Genomic DNA, 18,659 nt, shown 5'->3' on the forward strand with positions numbered 1-18,659 from the left:
TCAATCGTTGTTCAATCTTATTTGAATTCAGCAACCAGTTTTTCGAAATCTTCTCTGGAAAGCTGAATATCCTGATTCGCCAAGCCCTCCGGACGGAAGCCGGATACAAGCTCTTCATATGGCTTGCGTTCTTTGTTCTGATAGATCAGGCCGGTTAGCAAGCCGTTAGTTTCCATGATTTTGTTCATGGCCGCTACGCGGTTGGAAGAATCATAATCCGGGAATTGCTCCAGATTGACGATGTTTTCTTTAAACCAATCATAAGTGTTCACTTTGTTGAACGTTACGCAAGGGCTGAATACGTTGATCAAAGAGAAGCCTTTGTGATTCAGGCCAGCTTCGATCAAGCTCGTCAGCTGTTTCAAATCGCTTGAGAACGACTGGGCAACAAAGGTAGCGCCTGCAGACATCGCAATCTCCAGCGGAGAAAGCGTTGACTCGATAGAACCTTCCGGCGTTGATTTGGTCTTGAAGCCTTCCGCGCTGCGCGGGGAAGTTTGACCTTTGGTCAATCCGTAAATCTGGTTATCCATAACGATGTATGTGATATCCAGGTTACGGCGGATCGCATGAACCGTATGGCCCATACCGATTGCAAAGCCGTCGCCGTCACCGCCGGAAGCGATAACTGTCAGCTCGCGGTTAGCGAGTTTAACCCCTTGTGCGATTGGCAGTGCGCGGCCATGAATACCGTGCAGGCCGTATGCGTTAATGTAACCGGAGATCCGTCCGGAACAACCGATACCTGAAATGACAGCCAGGCTTTCTGGCTCAAGCCCTACATTTGCGGCAGCACGTTGAATCGCGGCTTGAATGGAGAAGTCACCGCAACCAGGACACCAGTTAGGTTTTACGTTATTTCTAAAGTCTTTAAATGTAGCCATCTTAGTTCAGCTCCTTACAAGCTTTATATACATCCGAAGGCAGGAATGGATTACCATCGTATTTCAGCAGGTTGCGAATTTTCTCTCCGTATCCTGCATGCATTTTGATCTGGGATGCAAGCTGTGCAGTCGCGTTATTCTCGATTACAAGCACTTGCTTCGCTTTTTCCAAGTAAGGTGTAAGCTGCTCAGTCGGGAACGGATGAATCTGACGCACTGTGATGTGATTCGTCGATAATCCATCTTTCTCCAGACGCAATCTTGCTTCATCGATCGTACCGCCTGTCGAACCCATGCCAACGATCAGCAGATCCGGTGTTTCATGCGGTGCATCGATGCGCAGGCCATCACGGATGTACAGGTTGTTTAATTTGTTAAGGCGTTTATCCATCATTTTCAGACGGTTAACCGAATTCTCTGAAGGGCGGCCTTCCTGGTCGTGCTCTACACCTGTTACATGATGCAGGCCATATTTCTCGCCTGGCAGCACGCGTGGGGAGATACCGTCTTCAGTAAATTCATAACGTTTGAACAGTTTGTTATCTTCAAGAGGCGGCGCATCTTTTACAAGCTTACCGCGTTCAATCTTAATTTGGTCATAATCAAGCGCTTCGCAAGACTGCTTACCAAGCGATAATTGCAGATCTGTCATGATGATAACCGGAACTTGGTATTGTTCAGCAACGTTGAACGCTTCGATCGTATCGTAAAAGCAATCTTCAATCGATGCCGGTGCGATAACGACTTTCGGAATCTCACCATGTGTACCGTATACCATTGCATTCAAGTCGGATTGTTCCTGCTTCGTTGGCAAACCTGTCGAAGGACCGCCGCGCTGCGTATCAACGATGACAAGCGGAGTTTCCGTCATGCCTGCAAGGCCAATCGCTTCCATCATCAAAGCAAGACCAGGACCTGCGGAAGCAGTCAACGTACGCACGCCTGCGTAGTTTGCGCCGATCGCCATTGTAACGGCAGCAATCTCATCCTCAGTTTGTACTACCGTACCGCCGAACTTCGGCAGTTTCTTGATCAGATATTCCATAATCTCGGAAGCCGGTGTAATCGGGTAAGCGGCCATCAAACGAGCGCCTGCGGCTACGCAGCCAAGTCCGATATTTTCGTTACCAATCGTGAACAGCTTTTGCTTGCCGTCTGCTTCTTCCAAGCGGAAGTCTTCGAGCGGTCCGCCTGCAAGCTCAAGTACGAAGTCTGCCCCGCGTTTTACCGCTTCAACGTTTTTCTCCACAATCGCCGGACCTTTACGCCCGAACTCTTCTTCCACGGCTTTATTGAATACTTCAAGCGGCAATCCGAGCAAAGCCCATGAAGCGCCTGAAGCAACCATGTTCTTCATAAGGGAAGTTCCAAGGTCTTCCGCAATTGAAGTGATCGGCACCGGGAACAATCTGGCATCAATACCCTCCGGAAGCGTCGGGTTAAATTTGGCGTCCGCTACGACAACGCCGCCTGTACGAAGCTCATAAGCGTTCAGATCAATCGTTTCTTGGTCAAAAGCAACCAAAATATCAAGATCATCTGAAATTGCCCGCATCGGCTTGGTGCTGATCCGGATTTTATTGTTGGTATGCCCGCCTTTAATACGTGAAGAAAAATGACGATAGCCGTAAAGATAATACCCCAACCGGTTAAGCGCAGTCGAGAAGATACGGTCTGTACTTTCTACGCCCTCACCTTGTTGTCCACCGATCTTCCAAGACAATTGACTAATCAAAATGTCCAACTCCTCTTTTTGGTCAACATTCATTATTTCGACAACAGCTTACATAATAAAAAAATCTTTTCAACAGTCAAATAAATTTTATGATTCTCTATACCAAATTGCAAGGTATTTCATCCAAATAATCAGATAGTTCTTTTCGATTGAATTCATATCGAAACGAGATAGAATGCTTTTAGACTTTCATCTCGGCAGATTAGTTTTCAGAAACCTTACTGCATTCTGATACGTAAAAGAAGCGACAAGCGTTTCATTATAATGTTTTTGAAGCGCTTCTATCAGATTAACGTTTTCTCCCGGATGGGATAATCCTACCACATGGCGGTCAATTCCATCATAGTCGGAACCAAGCATGAGCTGCTGTTCGCCGCCCAATGCACACACATGTTCCACATGGCGCAGAACATCATCGATAACCGCGGGCTGCGGTTTGTTGACGAACCATGGTACAAATGTGATGCCAATCCGTCCATCCATCGCAATGATCGCGCGAATTTGTTCATCGGTCAAATTACGAGGATGATCGCAGATTGATCTGGCATTTGAATGAGAGGCGATGAACGGTGCCTCGCTTTCATCCACGAGCTCCCAAAAGCCGCGATCCGTCAGGTGAGATACATCTAACAGTATGCCCATTTCATTACAATTTCTAACGAGGCTGCGGCCTTTTCTTGTTAAGCCGCCCTGCCTCGGCTCCATAACGCCATCAGCTGCCCAGTTGGCATGATTCCAGGTCAATCCGAGCGCCCTTACACCGAGATAAAAAAGTATCCTGAGGTTAGTGAGGTCCTCCATCAGTCCCCCCACCCCTTCCAATGACAATAATGCGCCAATCTGACCGTGCTGCAGCGATAGTTCCAGATCACCTGCACTGCGGACCAGCTTCATGCGCGGATAATTAAGCACTTTACGGTAGAATAAATCGATACTGCGCAAGATCGGTCTCATACCAAGCTCCATTTGTTCAGGAATATAGATCGCGAAGGTTTGAAGTACCGCTTGAGCCTTAATTAGCCGAGCATAGGTTACATCGAGCCGGTCCGAATCCGCTTGTCCGAAATCAATCGAATCATCAACCAGCATTTTGCTCAGCACATCACAATGAAAATCCGCTATTTTATACGTCACGGCTCATCCCTCCATTGTCTTAACTACCCTATACGTATGCGTCTAGAGTAAAGGGCAGACAAATCTGACCCTTCTCATCAAACCGTACGTGAGGTTTACCCTCATACGGTTTTCTGATGTTCGTCATTCATGTGCATCCAGATTACAAAAACGATTTAAGTTAGAAGATGCGTGCCTCCGGGCGCGCCCATACAAAAAAACCTGTTTACAAAGTAAACAGGTTAGTCAATATCACCAACGATTCAGACGACTTATCTAGGTTCCACGATGAGTTTGATTGCTGTGCGGTCTTCTCCATCGATTACAATGTCCGTGAATGCCGGGATACAGATTAAATCAACTCCGCTTGGTGCTACAAAGCCGCGGGCAATTGCCACTGCCTTGATCGCTTGATTCAATGCACCAGCCCCGATAGCCTGCAGTTCGGCAGCGCCGCGTTCACGCAAAACTCCAGCCAGCGCACCAGCAACAGAATTTGGATTGGACTTTGCTGAAACTTTTAATACTTCCATGAAAAGTACCTCCTCGGGAATGATGAGTGAATTCCACTATTTAATAACTATTCGAGAAAGGTCAAAAAATTCCTTCTTTTCTTGGCATCACTTTGCAAACTCTTCGAAATTGCGCGAATTTTCAAAGATTATATGTTTAAGAAAAGACTATTAACGTTACGTTAATAGCCAGTCCTCTTCAGTCCATCTAATTTTTGTTATGGAACGTGCGCTTCCCGTGCTCTCATCCAAATCAACAACAACGGCATGAAACTGCCATTTGCCCTCATCAACTACAAACCTTACAGGCATCTGCGTCAAAAAGCGATATTCTACTGCCTTACGCTCCATGCCCAGAACGCCTTCTTTGGAGCCTACCATACCTACATCGGTTAAATATGCCGTCCCTTGCGGTAAAATCGTATCATCATTGGTCTGCACGTGCGTATGGGTCCCAACAACGATGGATGCCCGTCCGTCCAAATACCAGCCCATCGCGATTTTCTCCGATGTCGCTTCCGCGTGAAAATCGACCAATACACATTTGGTCTTCTTTTTTAGCTCTTCAAGCAGTTCATCCGCTTTGCGAAAAGGGCAATCAATCGGCGGCAAAAATGTTCTTCCCTGCAGATTCAATATACCAAGTTCTTTGCCGTTGGCCTTAATCACCGCTGCGCCTTGCCCGGGCGCTTCCGCGACATAATTGGCGGGTCTGACGAGACGATCCTCTTCATCGATCCAATCGAAGATATCTTTGTTATCCCATGTATGATTGCCCATTGTGATGCCATGGACACCCCATTCAAAAAACTCTCTCGCAATCGACGCCGTAATCCCGCGCCCGGCAGCTGCGTTCTCTCCATTGGCAATAATGATGTGGGGAATGTATTTCGTCCGCAAAGCGGGCAGCACCTGCTTTAATGCGCCGCGCCCTACATTCCCTACGATATCACCGATAAACATTACTTTCATTACATTCCCTCGCTTCTATGTATCAAACTCCCGGCGGAGCCCATTTACTTTCTGGTATGGTAACATAAAAAGTGGCTGACTAGCAGCCACTTTTTAGTATGCCCATTAACAGGCGTCATTATTTAGCGTATTCGACCGCTCTTGTCTCACGTATAACGGTAACCTTGATATGACCCGGATAATCGAGCTCGCCCTCAATTTTCTTCGTGATATCACGCGCTAATCGGAACGCTTCGGCATCGTCGATCTTTTCTGGTTGAACCATAACACGAACCTCGCGGCCCGCTTGAATTGCGTAGGATTTCTCCACGCCCTCGAATGATTCGGAAATCTCTTCGAGCTTTTCCAAACGTTTGATATACGTTTCCAGTGTTTCTCTGCGTGCGCCAGGGCGGGCAGCCGACAAAGCGTCTGCAGCTCCGACCAGCATTGCAATAACAGATGTTGCTTCGCAATCACCATGATGGGATGCAATACTGTTAATGACAACTGGATGCTCCTTGTATTTCTTGGCTAACTCAACACCAATTTCAACATGGGAGCCTTCAACCTCATGATCCAACGCTTTACCGATATCGTGCAGTAACCCCGCTCGTTTGGCGAGTGTTATATCTTCACCAAGCTCTGCAGCCATAAGGCCCGATAAGTATGCCACTTCCATGGAGTGTTTCAGCACATTCTGACCGTAACTTGTCCGATATTTCAATCGTCCGAGAATTTTGATCAAGTCAGGATGCAGGCCATGCACACCCACTTCAAAGGTCGCTTGCTCCCCGTATTCACGGATGCGTTCATCCACTTCTTTACGGGATTTTTCGACCATTTCCTCGATGCGTGCCGGATGGATTCGTCCATCAGCTACAAGCTTTTCAAGAGAAGTGCGGGCAATCTCGCGGCGAATCGGGTCAAAACCGGACAAGATGACCGCTTCCGGCGTATCGTCAATGATCAGATCGATACCGGTCAATGTTTCCAGCGCTCGGATATTGCGGCCTTCACGGCCGATAATGCGGCCCTTCATTTCTTCATTCGGCAATGAAACAACAGAAACTGTCGTTTCCGCCACATGATCCGCCGCACAACGTTGAATGGCCAACGAAATAATATCACGTGCTTTTTTGTCGGCTTCTTCTTTTGCTTGTTGTTCGATTTCTTTGATCATTTGCGCGGTTTCGTGACGTACCTCCTGCTCGACATTCGAGAGAATAAGCTGTTTGGCATCCTCCATCGTGAGGCTGGAAATACGCTCTAGTTCCGTGATTTGCTGCTTGTAAATCGAGTCAATTTGTTCCTGGGTTTCCTCGATCCGTTTCTCTTTGTTGGCCACATTTTCTTCTTTGCGTTCCAGCTGCTCTATTTTCTTATCCAGTGACTCCTCTTTCTGCAGCAAACGTCTTTCTAAACGTTGTATTTCATTACGACGCTCACGAATGTCTTTTTCTGCTTCCGAACGGAGTTTGTGGACTTCGTCTTTTGCTTCGAGCACCGTTTCTTTCTTTAGCGCTTCCGCTTCTTTCTTCGCGTTCTCAACAATCTGAACGGCAGCTTGCTCAGCGCTTGAAATCTTGGCCTCGGCAATCGACTTTCGAATAAAATAACCAATACCTAAGAATATCGCGCCAACAACGAGAGTGATCAGAATCCAGATCCAAGTATCCATCTTTCTCACCTCCTCGTTGCATTCACCAAGGCAAACGCTTGGGATGATATTAGGTTTTCAAGCCGGTTTCCATACCGTTCATCGACACAAAGTATTGACGAAAATAATCGATTCGAATCAATTTTTGGAAGGAAAACTGATTCAAATTAGGAAGGAATACAAACTCATTTTATCTTTTGGTAAAATCAATTGTCAAGCATTAGCCCTATTCATCCCCACGTTTGTCGTTCATTACCTGTTTAACCGCTTCTCTGACAACACCGCCAGGGTATCCTCTGCGCATTAAAAACATCGTTAATTTCCGTATCCGGTCCCTTGTCTCGCCTTTAATGAAGGGCCATTTTTTCCCGCCGGCCCGTACAGCTGCTTCCAGCTCGAAATCTTCATCCAGCTCTGAAATCGCCTCAGCGGCCTGCGATTTCGATACGCCCCGCTGCAACAGCTCTTGTTTGATGGACAGCCTGCCTTTTAAATGATTTCTTAGCCGCTGTTCCGCAAACCGCTTCGCGTAATCACCATCATCGATGGTATGCTCTGCTTCCAAGCGGTTAGCCACTTGTTCGATTACCTCGGGAGCAATCTCCTTGCGGATTAAATAGCGTTCAATTTCTTTGCGGGTTCTAGGCTTCATGCCTAGATAGGCTAGCGCAAGCGTATAAGCGTTTTGTTTCTGGTCCGCTTCCAAGATACCCGGCAGGTCGGAAACGGACACGGAGTGCCCCTTCAGCAGCGTGTATTCGATCAATATATCTTCATGTACGGACAGAATCGGTTCTTCGGAATGATCAGCATAAATGAAATAGCGGTCCCGCTTCTTAAGGTCACGCTCGACGGAAGTGATTCGGAACGCATCTTCACGTTCTTCTTTCCCGAAGTTCAACGCCAGCAGCTCCTTTCAATGAAGAAAGCACCTTCGAAAAGGTGCTTTGGGTGTATTATAGTAGTTCTACTTCTTCAAAATCTTCCTCGTCCTCGTCAGTGGAGAGAGATTCAGCAGGCACGGCAGCGGCTGACAGGTTGCTGGCATTACGCACTTCCTTCTCAATCACTAGCGCAATTTCAGGATGATCCTTCAAGAACTGCTTAGCATTCTCGCGTCCTTGCCCAAGCCGTTCACCATTATATGAGAACCAGGCCCCGCTCTTTTGAACGATATCCATCTCCGTTCCGATATCGACCAAGCTGCCTTCTCTGGAGATCCCTTCGCCATACATAATATCGATCTCCGCCTGCTTAAAAGGAGGCGCGACTTTGTTCTTGACAACTTTGATACGTGTACGGTTACCGACCATATCATTGCCTTGCTTGATTGTCTCGACTCTGCGAACTTCCAGGCGAACGCTCGAGTAGAACTTCAAAGCGCGGCCGCCCGGGGTTGTCTCAGGATTACCGAACATAACGCCGACCTTCTCGCGAAGCTGGTTAATGAATATCGCAATCGTCTTGGATTTACTGATCGCACCGGACAGCTTCCGCAGCGCTTGCGACATCAAACGAGCTTGAAGCCCTACGTGCGAATCTCCCATATCGCCTTCGATCTCCGCCTTAGGCACCAAAGCCGCAACAGAGTCAATGACAATAATATCGACCGCACCGCTTCGGACAAGCGCCTCTGCAATCTCCAGCGCTTGTTCTCCCGTGTCCGGCTGCGAGAGCAGCAGTTCGTCGATATTAACGCCCAGCTTGCTCGCATACAGTGGATCAAGAGCGTGCTCCGCATCGATAAACGCGGCTTGTCCGCCAATTTTTTGAACCTCTGCAATCGCATGAAGCGCTACAGTCGTCTTACCGGAAGACTCCGGCCCGTATACCTCGATAACTCTACCTCTTGGCAGCCCGCCGATTCCTAAAGCAATATCTAAAGCAAGCGAACCGCTTGGAACGGTCTCGACCTGCATGCCAGCATTCTCTCCCAATTTCATTATGGAGCCTTTACCGAATTGTTTCTCTATTTGGCGAAGTGCCATCTCAAGTGCAGCTTTGCGATCTGACAACAAACTCACATCCTTCACAAGTTATAGTCTCATGATACCTTGTTTCCAACCCTTTGCCAAGCTTTTTTTCGAACATACATTCGTTTTTTTTGAGAACACGTGACAATATGAACACATAAAAAACCGCAGCAAAGTGTTCTTCGCTACGGTTCTTCCGTCAACTAAAGCCAGTATAGTCCAGATCCGTAATATTGGCAAGCATTTTATCAGGGATGCAGTCGGTTATTTTAAAGCTTGCCATAGCCGATATAACGCCGCCTTTACCGCCCGCAGTCGAATCGTACTTCGATTCCCCATCAGCTTAAGCTCGTGCACTTCCGTGGGTTTTCCCAGCTGAGCAATGCCAAGATACACCAGGCCCACGGCTTTGCCTTCACTTTCCGAAGGACCGGCAACCCCTGTAAGGGAAACGCCAAAATCGCTGCTCGCTAACGCCTGGACTCGCTCGGCCATCATTGCCGCTGTCGATTCGCTGATCGCTCCAGGCGCCCCCGGCCCCTCCAGTTGGGAGAGCGGTATGCCCAGCAGCTGATTTTTCATCTTATTTGTATACGTCACCACACCGCCCAAAAATTCACTGCTGCTGCCTGGAACGCTCGTTATCAATTCGGCAAGCAGTCCACCGCTGCAGCTTTCCGCCGACGCCAGCGTCCGCATGGAGCTGCGCAGCAGCCGCACAACCGCTTCTTCGATCGCGATATCATCCTGCGCATAAATGAATTGTCCCACACGCTGGCTGATCGCCTCGACCGTTGCGTCAATTCGGATTAGCGCCTCCGCTTCATTGCTTGCTTTTGTTGAGATCCGAAGCGCTACCTCCCCTTCTTTGGCGTAAGGAGCGATCGTCGGGTCCGTCTGTTTGTCGATAAGATCAAGCAGCGCGGCTTCGAGATTCGACTCGCCGATTCCGGCAAATCGGAGCAATCTCGAATAGAGAGGCTTCTCATCCCCCATCAAAGACCGCAGCCAAACTTTTGCAGGCCCTTCAAACATCGGTTTCATCTCTCGTGGCGGCCCGGGCAGCAGCATGTAATGGGTCTGTCCCACCGTAAGCGCATTGCCAACCGCCAGTCCCGTCTCGTTGTCCAGCGGATGGCTTCCTTCGATCATGAGCGCCTGCCTCCGGTTGCTCTCTACCATATGGGCACCGCGCGAAGCGAACAGCGCTTCTATCTTTGCCATTGACGGTTCATGCAGTACAAGACGCCTGCCTAGCTCGTCAGCGAGGGCATCCTTTGTCAGATCATCCTGCGTCGGACCTAACCCGCCGGTAAACAAAATAAGATCCGCACGCCCTCTGGCAATTTTAATCGCTTCCTGCAGCCTGCCTGCATTATCTCCCACTACCGTCTGAAAATAAACGTCAATCCCCAGCTCAGCCAAGCCCTGTGACAAAAACTGCGCATTTGTATTGACGATTTGCCCTAGCAGCAATTCCGTGCCAACTGCAATGATTTCAGCTTTCATGCCATCCGCTCCCTGCAAAAATAAGATGAAAAACACCATTCCGGTCGGGAATGATGTTTTATAACCTAACGAATTCAATTTTACTCCGCCGGAATAATGTTCTTATTCTTCACAAAATAATCAATACCGGAGTATACCGTAATGAGTGCCGCTGCCCAAGTAGAGATGATATCAAATCGGATATCGATGAATGCAAATGGAAAATTGTTAAGCAGCAGTGCGATAATCATTGTAATCTGTACAGCCGTTTTCCATTTTCCCCATTTGCTGGCCGCGAGCACAGAACCCTCTAACAAAGCAACCTGGCGCAGGCCGGTCACTGCAAATTCACGGCTAATAATAACGATGGCGATCCATGCATCAAGCTTATCCATCTCCACAAGCGAGATCAGAACCGCAGCGACTAACAGCTTGTCCGCAAGCGGATCAAGCAGCTTGCCAAGGTTTGTCACGATTTTGTTCTTCCGGGCGATATACCCGTCCAAACCATCGGTGCTTGCCGCAATAATAAAAATGAGCGTGGCTACAATTTGATTGTATGTAATGGAAAAGTCTCCGACCAAGATCGGATTCAAATCCAATTTCAGCCACTGGTCCCAATTCACAAGAAGAAGAAACATGATGATCGGTACCAGAAATATTCTCGCCAATGTAATTCGATTGGCCAGATTCATGCAATTCCCTCCCCGGAAAGATCAAACTCATAGGCGTGGGTCACTCTGATTTTTTGTATCTCACCGATATTAACGGAACATTTTGAGATGTAAACCTCACCGTCGATTTCAGGGGCATCGTATTGCGAACGGCCGATATACACGTCGCTGCGGCCATCATAACGCTCGACCAGCACTTCGATTTCCCGGCCGATATATTTGCTTCCGTTATCTTTAGCTACCTCGCGCTGGATCTCCATCAACGTATTCGCGCGCCATTGCTTCACTTCATCGTCCACATGATCCGGAAGGCGAACGGCCGGCGTATCCTCTTCACTTGAATAAGTGAATACACCAAGACGGTCAAACTTCATCTCTCTTACAAAATCGCATAAACGCTCGAAATCCTCTTCCGTTTCACCTGGGAATCCAACAATGATAGATGTTCGAAGCGCCGCCTCCGGTATACGGGCTCTAATCTTAGCGATCAACTCTCTCGCATCGCGCTGTCTTCCCGGACGGCGCATCCGTTTTAAAATGGCATCCTCGCTGTGCTGCAATGGCATATCGATATATTTGCAAATTTTAGGATTCGTCGCAATCGTTTCAAGCAGTTCATCCGTGAAAAATCCAGGATAAGCATAATGAAGCCGTACCCATGCGATTCCTGGCACTGCGCTAACCCGGTTCATCAGCTCCGGCAGCATAAATCCATCATATAAATCGGTGCCGTAATTTGTGGAATCCTGTGCGATAAGACTGATCTCCTTGACACCTTGCGAAGCGAGCTGCTGCACTTCCGTAATAATCGATTCCATCGATCTGCTGCGGAATTTGCCGCGCATAATCGGGATGCTGCAAAAGGTACAAGCATTATCACAGCCTTCAGCAATTTTAACATGCGCTGTGTAACGCGGTGACGTCACGATACGCGGCAGCGCTTGCTCATAGTCAAATACCGGATTGCCGACCTTAACCGGTTTTTTGCCCCGCAGTGCCTCGTCAACGATCTCATTTATATGGTGAAAATCCCCTGTTCCGACGATTCCGTCAATCTCAGGCATCTCTTCCATTAACTGCTGTTTGTATCGCTGGGTTAAACAGCCTGACACGATTAACGCTTTCAATCGCGCTGTATCCTTCAGCTCGGCCAAGTCAATAATTGTGTTCACCGATTCTTCTTTGGCAGCGTCAATAAATCCGCATGTATTCACAATAATAACGGTTGCTTGTTCCGGCTCTTCAACCAACTCATATCCCCGTCCATGAATCAAACCAGCCATAATCTCCGAATCGACCAGGTTCTTCTCGCAACCCAGTGTAACCACTTTTACACGTTCCGTCATTTTTAAGAACTCCTCCAGATCTCTTCCGTAAAACTATCCCATCAAGTATAATACATGTCTCAATCATGTGTCAAAATGCAAAAATCCCTTTGGCCGCCTATAATTAACGACGAAAGGGACATAAAGATGCCGCTATCGGTAGTTGGTGAACTGAAGGTCGATCGCAAGATCAGCCCCGCGAAGCAGCGCCATTACCGCTTGCAGATCATCGCGGCTTTTACCGGTTACGCGAATTTGATCGCCCTGAACCTGGCTTTTCACCTTTAGTTTGGAATCACGGATCAAAATATTAATTTTCTTGGAAATGTCCTGTTCGATGCCTTGTTTTAATTTGATGCGCTGTCTCACAGTCCCGCTTGAGGCCGGTTCGATTTTTCCGTATTCCAGGTTTTTGATCGGCACGCCGCGTTTGATCATTTTGGACTGAAGAATATCGATTACACTTTTTAATTTGTACTCGTCGTCCGAGGCCACAATCAAATCCTCTTTCTCAAGCCCGATGCTGCTTTTGCTTCCTTTAAAATCAAAACGGGTCTCGATTTCCCGCTCCGCTTGTTGAATGGCATTGCTCAATTCCTGCATATCAACCTTCGATACGATATCAAATGAGCTTTCTGAACTCATAGTAGCTTCAACTCCTCTTATGTACCTTATTACTACCAAAATTATACCCGATTCAAGCTGACAAGAAAAGACATCCCAGTACCAGGCAGGGATGCCTTTCAAGGTATAAGCTTGTCATCGACGACCGATTGCCGTTATTCCCCAACCGCCGGTTCGTCAACAGGATCGAACTGTAACTTTTTGGAGCTCGGTCTGTTTTTATCGTCAATCAGAATTCCGTCTACTCTCAGCTCGATATTGTCGGCTCTTCCGACATTCACGTATACGCTGCCTTCCAGTTCAAAGGTTAGAACGGTTCCATCCGTATCCGTTCCCGAGTGCTGAACTTCCCCTCTGTTGTTTCCGAGTCTGATCTCGTTCCAAGAACCGCTACCCGATACTTTAAGCTCATAGGTGTGAACGCCTGCAGGGCTGATTTCATAATAATCGGTACTGGCACTTTCTCTCACCAGCGTCAATGCTGTGGTCGGCTCTGGCTCTGGCTCCGGTTCCGGTTCAGGACTCGGCTCCGGTTCAGGCTCTACCGGCTGATCTGAACCATTCTCGCCCGCTGTATCATTGTTTGCGGCAGGCGGTTGGCTGTCCGTAGATATTTGGGTGCTGTCATCAGTTTTTACATTATTGTTGCCGTCATCTGGTCTATTGATGGCAAATGTATAGATAATAACACCGATTAGGATGAGAAACGACCACATCAACAAGGTAAATCCCCATTTGCTCCATCGGTCTGATGTTCGGGCGGAGGAGCGGCGAGGCTTCATCATCGGCTCAAGTTTCGCTTCGTTCGGTACAGAAGGGATCTCGTTATTGTACAGTCGCAGCACTTCTTCAGCATCCAAACCGACGGTCTCCGCATAGTTCTTCACAAATGCGCGAACGTAAAAATTCCCGGGAAGTACCTTATAATCCCCTTCTTCAATAGCTTCCAAATACCGTTTTCGAATTTTTGTCATTTCTTCTATATTTTCAAGCGAAAGCCCTCTCTCGTTCCTGGCCTTTTTCAGCAGTTCGCCCAATTCCGACATGCCCTCACCTCCTTCATTCGAAATCATTGTAGCCGGTAAATGTTTCATACGTTATTTCTTCATCCGGGGTGTTGCGGAGCTCTATAATACAATCAAAATGGCTGTAATCATAATGAGATTCCTTAATGAAGATATCCGGATGCTCAATTACCTTGGTTGAGGGCATCGCCATAAGCTCCTGCAACAGGGCATGATGCTTCTCATTCGAGCGGATCGTGCTGACAATCCCGTCAATGATGAAAATATTATTCTCATTCATTTCCTCTTCCGAGAGCTGGCTGCGGACCGTCTGACGCAGCAGTGTTGAAGACACAAAGGTCCATCGTTTGTTGGAGCATACGCTGCCTGCAATGATCGATTCAGTCTTCCCTACCCTCGGCATACCGCGCAATCCAACGACTTGATTCCCTTCCCGCTTAAACACCTCTCCCAGAAAGTCAACAAGCAGGCCCAGCTCGTCCCTTGTAAAACGGAACGTTTTCTTATCATCTGAGTCGCGCTCGATGTAACGGCCATGACGGACCGCGAGTATATCAACAAGCTTCGGTGGACGAAGCGCATTCAATGTAATATTGTCGACTTTTTTAAGCATTTTGCCAAGCAATTCAATCTTTTCATCGTCATCCGTTTGCAGCAGCATTCCCCGTGTCCGGTCTTCTACGCCATTGATGGTTATGATGTTCACTTCCAGCATACCGAGCAAGGAGGCGATATCGCCAAGCAACCCGGGCCTGTTCTTATGTATTTTATACTCCATGTACCATTGCTTAAATTCCATACAACACCTCTGCCTGATAATTGAAAAACCTTTAATTTACGTTACAACACATAATTCTACAATTTTCGTCAAACTCCTGCAAAACATTTAAGAAACATTGCAGAAAAGCCCCCTTGACGGGAGGCTTTCCTGCAAAGCGACTATTTCGAGTGATCTACAAGCTTCATCATAAGACGAGCGATTGTCTTACGCTCTTCTGCATCGCCTACATCCCATAGTTCCTTGAGCGCACGCTGCTCGTCATTTTTGGGATCCACTTTCTCATCGAGAAATGTGCCGATCTCGTAAGCGAGGTTGGAGATCGTTTCTTCGCTTAACCCGATCTTCTTTGCTTGTTGCACTCGGTCAGCCAAAAATTGCTTCCAGGTATCAAAATCTGTTAGGACAGTTGACACGCCTTTTCGCCTCCTTTTTATCGTTGAGAAAGGAATTATCAACAGTCCTATTGTTAGCTTGACGGGATGATATTATGCGATAAATTGCTCCGGAAAAATGTTTCAGCCCTCAGGTGACCCAACCGCCGTTAGGACTTATAATCTGGCCTGTAATATAACTGGATTCCGGCAGAGCAAGAAAATATACGAGGGAAGCAATCTCATCGGGCTGAGCAAATCGCCCGACCGGAATTTCTTCCGATAAAGCAGCCTTCTCCTGCTCGTCCAAATTGTTGTTCATCATCGTATCGACTGCGCCTGGAGCGACTGCGTTAACGGTAATTCCCGAAGGGGCCAACTCCTTGGCCAATGCTTTCGTAAAAGCGTTCATTCCTCCTTTAGTGGTGGAATACAACACTTCGCAGGATGCCCCGGATATTCCCCATACAGAGGAGACATTGATGATCCGGCCGTATTTACTCTTGACCATCGCCGGCATAAAGGTTTGCGTACAAAGAAACATCCCCTTTAAATTAACCGACATCACATCATCCCAAACCTCGTCGGTCACATCAGAAAGCAGCCCGTAATGTGAGATGCCTGCATTGTTTACCAATATATCGGGAAGCATCCCATGCGTCTCTAATTTTTCATGCATTCTGTTCAGCTGGTCGCGCGAGCGCAAATCCGAGCTGACCGTCATGACATTCGAACCTCTTCGCATGCAGATCCTTGCCGTTTCATTTGCCGCTTCATGGGAATTCAAATAGTGGATGACAAGGTTCATTCCCTCAGCCGCGAAGCGCTGCGCAATCGCAGCGCCAATTCCGCGGCTGGCTCCGGTAATAAGAACCGTCATTTCGCTTAAAGGCTTCATACATTCTCCTTGCTTACAATGGAAACGGCCATTTGATCAAAGTCAAAATGCTCCCGCATTCGCTCATTTATTTCTTCTAACGTAATTTGTTCAAACAGCGGGAGAAGCTGGAACAAATCGCCTCCCCTGAACTTATGGCGGGTAAATTCATTTGCTATCGCTTCAGGTGAATTCAACATTCTCAGGTAGCCGCCAATCCGTTTGCGGCGAGTCCTCTCAAATGCTTCTTCCTGCAAACCTGCCTTCAACGCCTCTTCAATCGAAGAACGGATCCGGCGCAGAAACTCGTCCGGGTCGCGCGTTTCCCCTCCGATAATCGAGAATGCATAGTCATAGCTGGAATTATATTCATAACCGAACGAATCGGAAATCAAATTATCATCATAGAGCGATTGATACAACTGCGAGCTTTGGCCTAACAACACATCCAGCATCAATTTGGTAGTGATGTCCCGTCTTTGAAGTTCAGCACTTTCATGCACCAGTTGTTTCTCTTTGAATCCGAATAAGCATTTTGGCAGCGAAACAGGAAGAACAGCCGTTTTTTTCGGAATTTTAACGTTTACAGGCTCATCCTCGAATTGGCGCTTGATCGAATCAAGCTGCTCAAATGATTTTCCGGATTGATTCGCTCTCACAAGCTCCATGATTTCTTCCGCGCGAACCCCTCCAACCACAAACAGCATCATATTGGAAGGATGATAAAATGTCTCGTAACAGGTATACAAGCTTTCTTTATCAATGCTTCGAATGGACTCTACAGATCCGGCGATATCGATATGCACAGGATGTTTATGATACAGCGCATCGATTAGACCTGTATATACACGCCAATCGGGATTGTCTTTGTACATATTGATTTCCTGCTCAATAATCCCCTTTTCCTTTTCGACATTTTCATCGGTGAAGTAAGGATGCTGAACAAAATTAAGCAGGGTTTCTAAATTGGCTTGAATTTGTTCAGTTGCAGAAAAGAGATATACTGTCCGGTCAAAGCTTGTGAAGGCATTGGCAGAGGCGCCTTGCGAAGCAAACGTGGCAAAGATATCGCCTGTTGGCTCTTCAAACATCTTATGCTCAAGAAAATGCGCAATTCCATCCGGAACGCGAACATAAGACCGATCCCCGACAGCAAAACAATTATCAACCGAACCGAAACGGGTTGAGAAGGTTGCGTACGTTTTCTGAAAGCCTTCCTTAGGTAAAATATACACTTCCAGCCCATTAGGCAGCTTCTCGTGATACAGTTTTTCCTTAACTCCAGGGTAATCGAGTACTTCCATACCTTATGCCTCCTTCCCATCACGCAGAAAATAGATCGTATCCAATTCGACCTTATGAGCTATTTTTACGATATCTTCGACTGTAACCGCATTAACGGCATTCAATAATTGTTCACCCGTACGGATTCGACCGGACAATACCGCATTAAAATCAAACCCAATCATCTCAAACGCCGAATCCTGCATTTCTCTGAGCTGATTGGAGATCATCGCTTTTGTCTGGTTCATTTCCAGTTCGGTGAGCTGTCCGTTTCTCATGCTTTGCAGCTGCTCTTTAATAATCGATGCGGCACGCTCATAGTTACCGATTTCAATTCCGGATTGAATCGTACAGATGCCTTTATGCCCATCCAGCCTGGACGCGGCATAGTAAGCAAGTGAAGCCTTCTCCCTGACATTCAAAAATAACTTGGAGTGCGGATACCCGCCAAGAATCCCGTTATACATCAGTAATGCAGGATAATCATCATCCGCATATCCGACATTGGTGCGCAGGCCCATGTTGAGTTTTCCTTGGCTTACATCCATCCGCTCGACGATCGTTTTTACTTCCGAAATCTTGTTGCTCACTTCAGGTTTGCTGTATACGGAAGGCTGCCCTACTCCCGTCTGAAAAGCTTCTGCTGCGACTGCCTGGACTTCTTCCAATGTTGTGTCGCCAACGACGTACAGATCGAAAGCGGCATGCTTCAGCCAATCCTGAAAGGCATTGTGCAAAGAGGCCGGCGTTATTGCGGCAATATCATCAAGCCGCCCCAACGGATGAAGCCGGTACGGCCCATCAGCACACATTTCTTCCAAGCATCGTTCAGCGGCATACCGAATTTTATCATTAATGATCGATTGCAATCTTTTTTGCAGCGTCATTTTTTCCGCTTCCACATATTTCGCGAGAAAAACGCCTTGTTCGTCTAACGCAGGCTCAGTAACTACTTCTCCTAACAATTTCAATGCCGAAGCCAGCAGTGAAGCCGAAGATGCAACGAATTGATCGTGAATGACATCGAGGCGAAATTGGACGATTTGCGCATCACCCCGTTTGTAAACGTCAAATCCGAAACCTGCTCCGTACATATCGTCCAGTCGTTCGCGAAACGCAATCGTTTCGGGAGTGGACGACGTTCCTCTTCTTAATACGAAAGGGATCAACGCGGTGTTCGTAACCGTATGTTCATCAAGCGGAATCCCGGCATATAACGATATTGCAAATGTTTTGAAACGTTTGGTCGGCAGCACATGCAGCCTTATTCTGTTCAATAAACCTCTTTCAAAAGGTGTCACTGTCACTTTGAGATAGCTCCTTCCGTCGCATCATACAAAGTCAATCTATTCCAATTTATTTGTTTCTATACCATTCTAACC

Annotated in this window: 18 protein-coding genes; all 18 read right to left on the bottom strand. The window is 47.4% G+C overall.

Annotation, left to right across the window (positions count from 1 at the left end; translation table 11 throughout):
• Positions 1 to 17: 17 nt before the first annotated feature.
• The 18 genes from IEW11_RS15415 to yfmF all read right to left on the bottom strand — a co-directional run bounded on the left by IEW11_RS15415 (position 18) and on the right by yfmF (position 18,584).
• Positions 18 to 884, bottom strand: coding sequence for a 2-oxoacid:ferredoxin oxidoreductase subunit beta (locus tag IEW11_RS15415; RefSeq protein WP_188531963.1), 867 nt, complete (start codon positions 882 to 884; stop codon positions 18 to 20).
• Position 885: 1 nt separating this feature from the next.
• On the bottom strand, positions 886 to 2,619 hold the full coding sequence (locus tag IEW11_RS15420) for a 2-oxoacid:acceptor oxidoreductase subunit alpha (protein WP_188531964.1): 1,734 nt from the start codon (positions 2,617 to 2,619) through the stop codon (positions 886 to 888).
• Between the two features lie 189 nt (positions 2,620 to 2,808).
• Positions 2,809 to 3,753, bottom strand: a complete 945-nt coding sequence (locus IEW11_RS15425) for a dipeptidase (RefSeq protein ID WP_188531965.1) — start codon at positions 3,751 to 3,753, stop codon at positions 2,809 to 2,811.
• A gap of 251 nt (positions 3,754 to 4,004) precedes the next feature.
• Positions 4,005 to 4,265 (bottom strand): stage V sporulation protein S, encoded by a 261-nt coding sequence (locus IEW11_RS15430; protein ID WP_006286829.1) that lies wholly within the window; start codon positions 4,263 to 4,265, stop codon positions 4,005 to 4,007.
• A 156-nt stretch (positions 4,266 to 4,421) separates the two neighbouring features.
• Entirely contained in the window at positions 4,422 to 5,216 is a 795-nt protein-coding gene (locus IEW11_RS15435) for a TIGR00282 family metallophosphoesterase (protein ID WP_188531966.1), read from the bottom strand.
• A 118-nt stretch (positions 5,217 to 5,334) separates the two neighbouring features.
• Positions 5,335 to 6,876, bottom strand: coding sequence for a ribonuclease Y (rny, locus tag IEW11_RS15440; protein WP_188531967.1), 1,542 nt, complete (start codon positions 6,874 to 6,876; stop codon positions 5,335 to 5,337).
• Positions 6,877 to 7,081: 205 nt separating this feature from the next.
• The gene (locus IEW11_RS15445) at positions 7,082 to 7,756 is read right to left on the bottom strand and encodes a regulatory protein RecX (protein ID WP_188531968.1); all 675 of its coding nucleotides are present in this window, start codon (positions 7,754 to 7,756) and stop codon (positions 7,082 to 7,084) included.
• Between the two features lie 55 nt (positions 7,757 to 7,811).
• Complete coding sequence (recA, locus tag IEW11_RS15450) at positions 7,812 to 8,870, bottom strand: recombinase RecA (RefSeq protein WP_188531969.1); 1,059 nt, start codon at positions 8,868 to 8,870, stop codon at positions 7,812 to 7,814.
• Positions 8,871 to 9,092: 222 nt separating this feature from the next.
• Positions 9,093 to 10,337 (bottom strand): competence/damage-inducible protein A, encoded by a 1,245-nt coding sequence (locus IEW11_RS15455; RefSeq protein ID WP_188531970.1) that lies wholly within the window; start codon positions 10,335 to 10,337, stop codon positions 9,093 to 9,095.
• An 80-nt stretch (positions 10,338 to 10,417) separates the two neighbouring features.
• Positions 10,418 to 11,011 carry a CDP-diacylglycerol--glycerol-3-phosphate 3-phosphatidyltransferase gene (gene pgsA, locus IEW11_RS15460; protein WP_188531971.1) on the bottom strand — a complete coding sequence of 198 codons (594 nt, stop codon included), beginning with the start codon at positions 11,009 to 11,011 and terminating at the stop codon, positions 10,418 to 10,420.
• Positions 11,008 to 12,336, bottom strand: a complete 1,329-nt coding sequence (gene rimO, locus IEW11_RS15465) for a 30S ribosomal protein S12 methylthiotransferase RimO (RefSeq protein ID WP_188531972.1) — start codon at positions 12,334 to 12,336, stop codon at positions 11,008 to 11,010. The genes pgsA and rimO overlap by 4 nt, the downstream gene beginning before the upstream one ends.
• A 132-nt stretch (positions 12,337 to 12,468) precedes the next feature.
• A complete protein-coding gene (locus IEW11_RS15470; RefSeq protein ID WP_188531973.1) occupies positions 12,469 to 12,960 on the bottom strand; it encodes a YajQ family cyclic di-GMP-binding protein in 492 nt (163 codons plus the stop codon).
• A gap of 134 nt (positions 12,961 to 13,094) precedes the next feature.
• On the bottom strand, positions 13,095 to 13,985 hold the full coding sequence (locus IEW11_RS24930) for a RodZ domain-containing protein (protein WP_229725329.1): 891 nt from the start codon (positions 13,983 to 13,985) through the stop codon (positions 13,095 to 13,097).
• 13 nt (positions 13,986 to 13,998) lie between these two features.
• On the bottom strand, positions 13,999 to 14,763 hold the full coding sequence (locus IEW11_RS15480) for a DUF3388 domain-containing protein (RefSeq protein WP_188531974.1): 765 nt from the start codon (positions 14,761 to 14,763) through the stop codon (positions 13,999 to 14,001).
• Between the two features lie 140 nt (positions 14,764 to 14,903).
• The gene (locus IEW11_RS15485; protein WP_188531975.1) at positions 14,904 to 15,158 is read right to left on the bottom strand and encodes a DUF3243 domain-containing protein; all 255 of its coding nucleotides are present in this window, start codon (positions 15,156 to 15,158) and stop codon (positions 14,904 to 14,906) included.
• Between the two features lie 109 nt (positions 15,159 to 15,267).
• Complete coding sequence (ymfI, locus tag IEW11_RS15490; RefSeq protein WP_188531976.1) at positions 15,268 to 16,014, bottom strand: elongation factor P 5-aminopentanone reductase; 747 nt, start codon at positions 16,012 to 16,014, stop codon at positions 15,268 to 15,270.
• Positions 16,011 to 17,297 carry an EF-P 5-aminopentanol modification-associated protein YfmH gene (gene yfmH, locus IEW11_RS15495; RefSeq protein WP_188531977.1) on the bottom strand — a complete coding sequence of 429 codons (1,287 nt, stop codon included), beginning with the start codon at positions 17,295 to 17,297 and terminating at the stop codon, positions 16,011 to 16,013. The genes ymfI and yfmH overlap by 4 nt, the downstream gene beginning before the upstream one ends.
• A 3-nt stretch (positions 17,298 to 17,300) precedes the next feature.
• Positions 17,301 to 18,584, bottom strand: a complete 1,284-nt coding sequence (gene yfmF, locus IEW11_RS15500) for an EF-P 5-aminopentanol modification-associated protein YfmF (RefSeq protein ID WP_188531978.1) — start codon at positions 18,582 to 18,584, stop codon at positions 17,301 to 17,303.
• Positions 18,585 to 18,659: the final 75 nt, after the last annotated feature.

This window comes from Paenibacillus abyssi (genome assembly GCF_014640295.1).
Taxonomy (GTDB): Bacteria; Bacillota; Bacilli; order Paenibacillales; family Paenibacillaceae; genus Paenibacillus_D; species Paenibacillus_D abyssi.

Coding starts and splice junctions, on each gene's coding strand:
- IEW11_RS24930 (WP_229725329.1), bottom strand. CDS start 13,985: ATGTCGGAATTGGGCGAACTGCTGAAAAAGGCCAGGAACGAGAGAGGG.
- IEW11_RS15480 (WP_188531974.1), bottom strand. CDS start 14,763: ATGGAATTTAAGCAATGGTACATGGAGTATAAAATACATAAGAACAGG.
- IEW11_RS15470 (WP_188531973.1), bottom strand. CDS start 12,960: ATGAGTTCAGAAAGCTCATTTGATATCGTATCGAAGGTTGATATGCAG.
- IEW11_RS15415 (WP_188531963.1), bottom strand. CDS start 884: ATGGCTACATTTAAAGACTTTAGAAATAACGTAAAACCTAACTGGTGT.
- IEW11_RS15430 (WP_006286829.1), bottom strand. CDS start 4,265: ATGGAAGTATTAAAAGTTTCAGCAAAGTCCAATCCAAATTCTGTTGCT.
- yfmH (WP_188531977.1), bottom strand. CDS start 17,297: ATGGAAGTACTCGATTACCCTGGAGTTAAGGAAAAACTGTATCACGAG.
- IEW11_RS15455 (WP_188531970.1), bottom strand. CDS start 10,337: ATGAAAGCTGAAATCATTGCAGTTGGCACGGAATTGCTGCTAGGGCAA.
- IEW11_RS15435 (WP_188531966.1), bottom strand. CDS start 5,216: ATGAAAGTAATGTTTATCGGTGATATCGTAGGGAATGTAGGGCGCGGC.
- pgsA (WP_188531971.1), bottom strand. CDS start 11,011: ATGAATCTGGCCAATCGAATTACATTGGCGAGAATATTTCTGGTACCG.
- rimO (WP_188531972.1), bottom strand. CDS start 12,336: ATGACGGAACGTGTAAAAGTGGTTACACTGGGTTGCGAGAAGAACCTG.
- rny (WP_188531967.1), bottom strand. CDS start 6,876: ATGGATACTTGGATCTGGATTCTGATCACTCTCGTTGTTGGCGCGATA.
- ymfI (WP_188531976.1), bottom strand. CDS start 16,014: ATGAAGCCTTTAAGCGAAATGACGGTTCTTATTACCGGAGCCAGCCGC.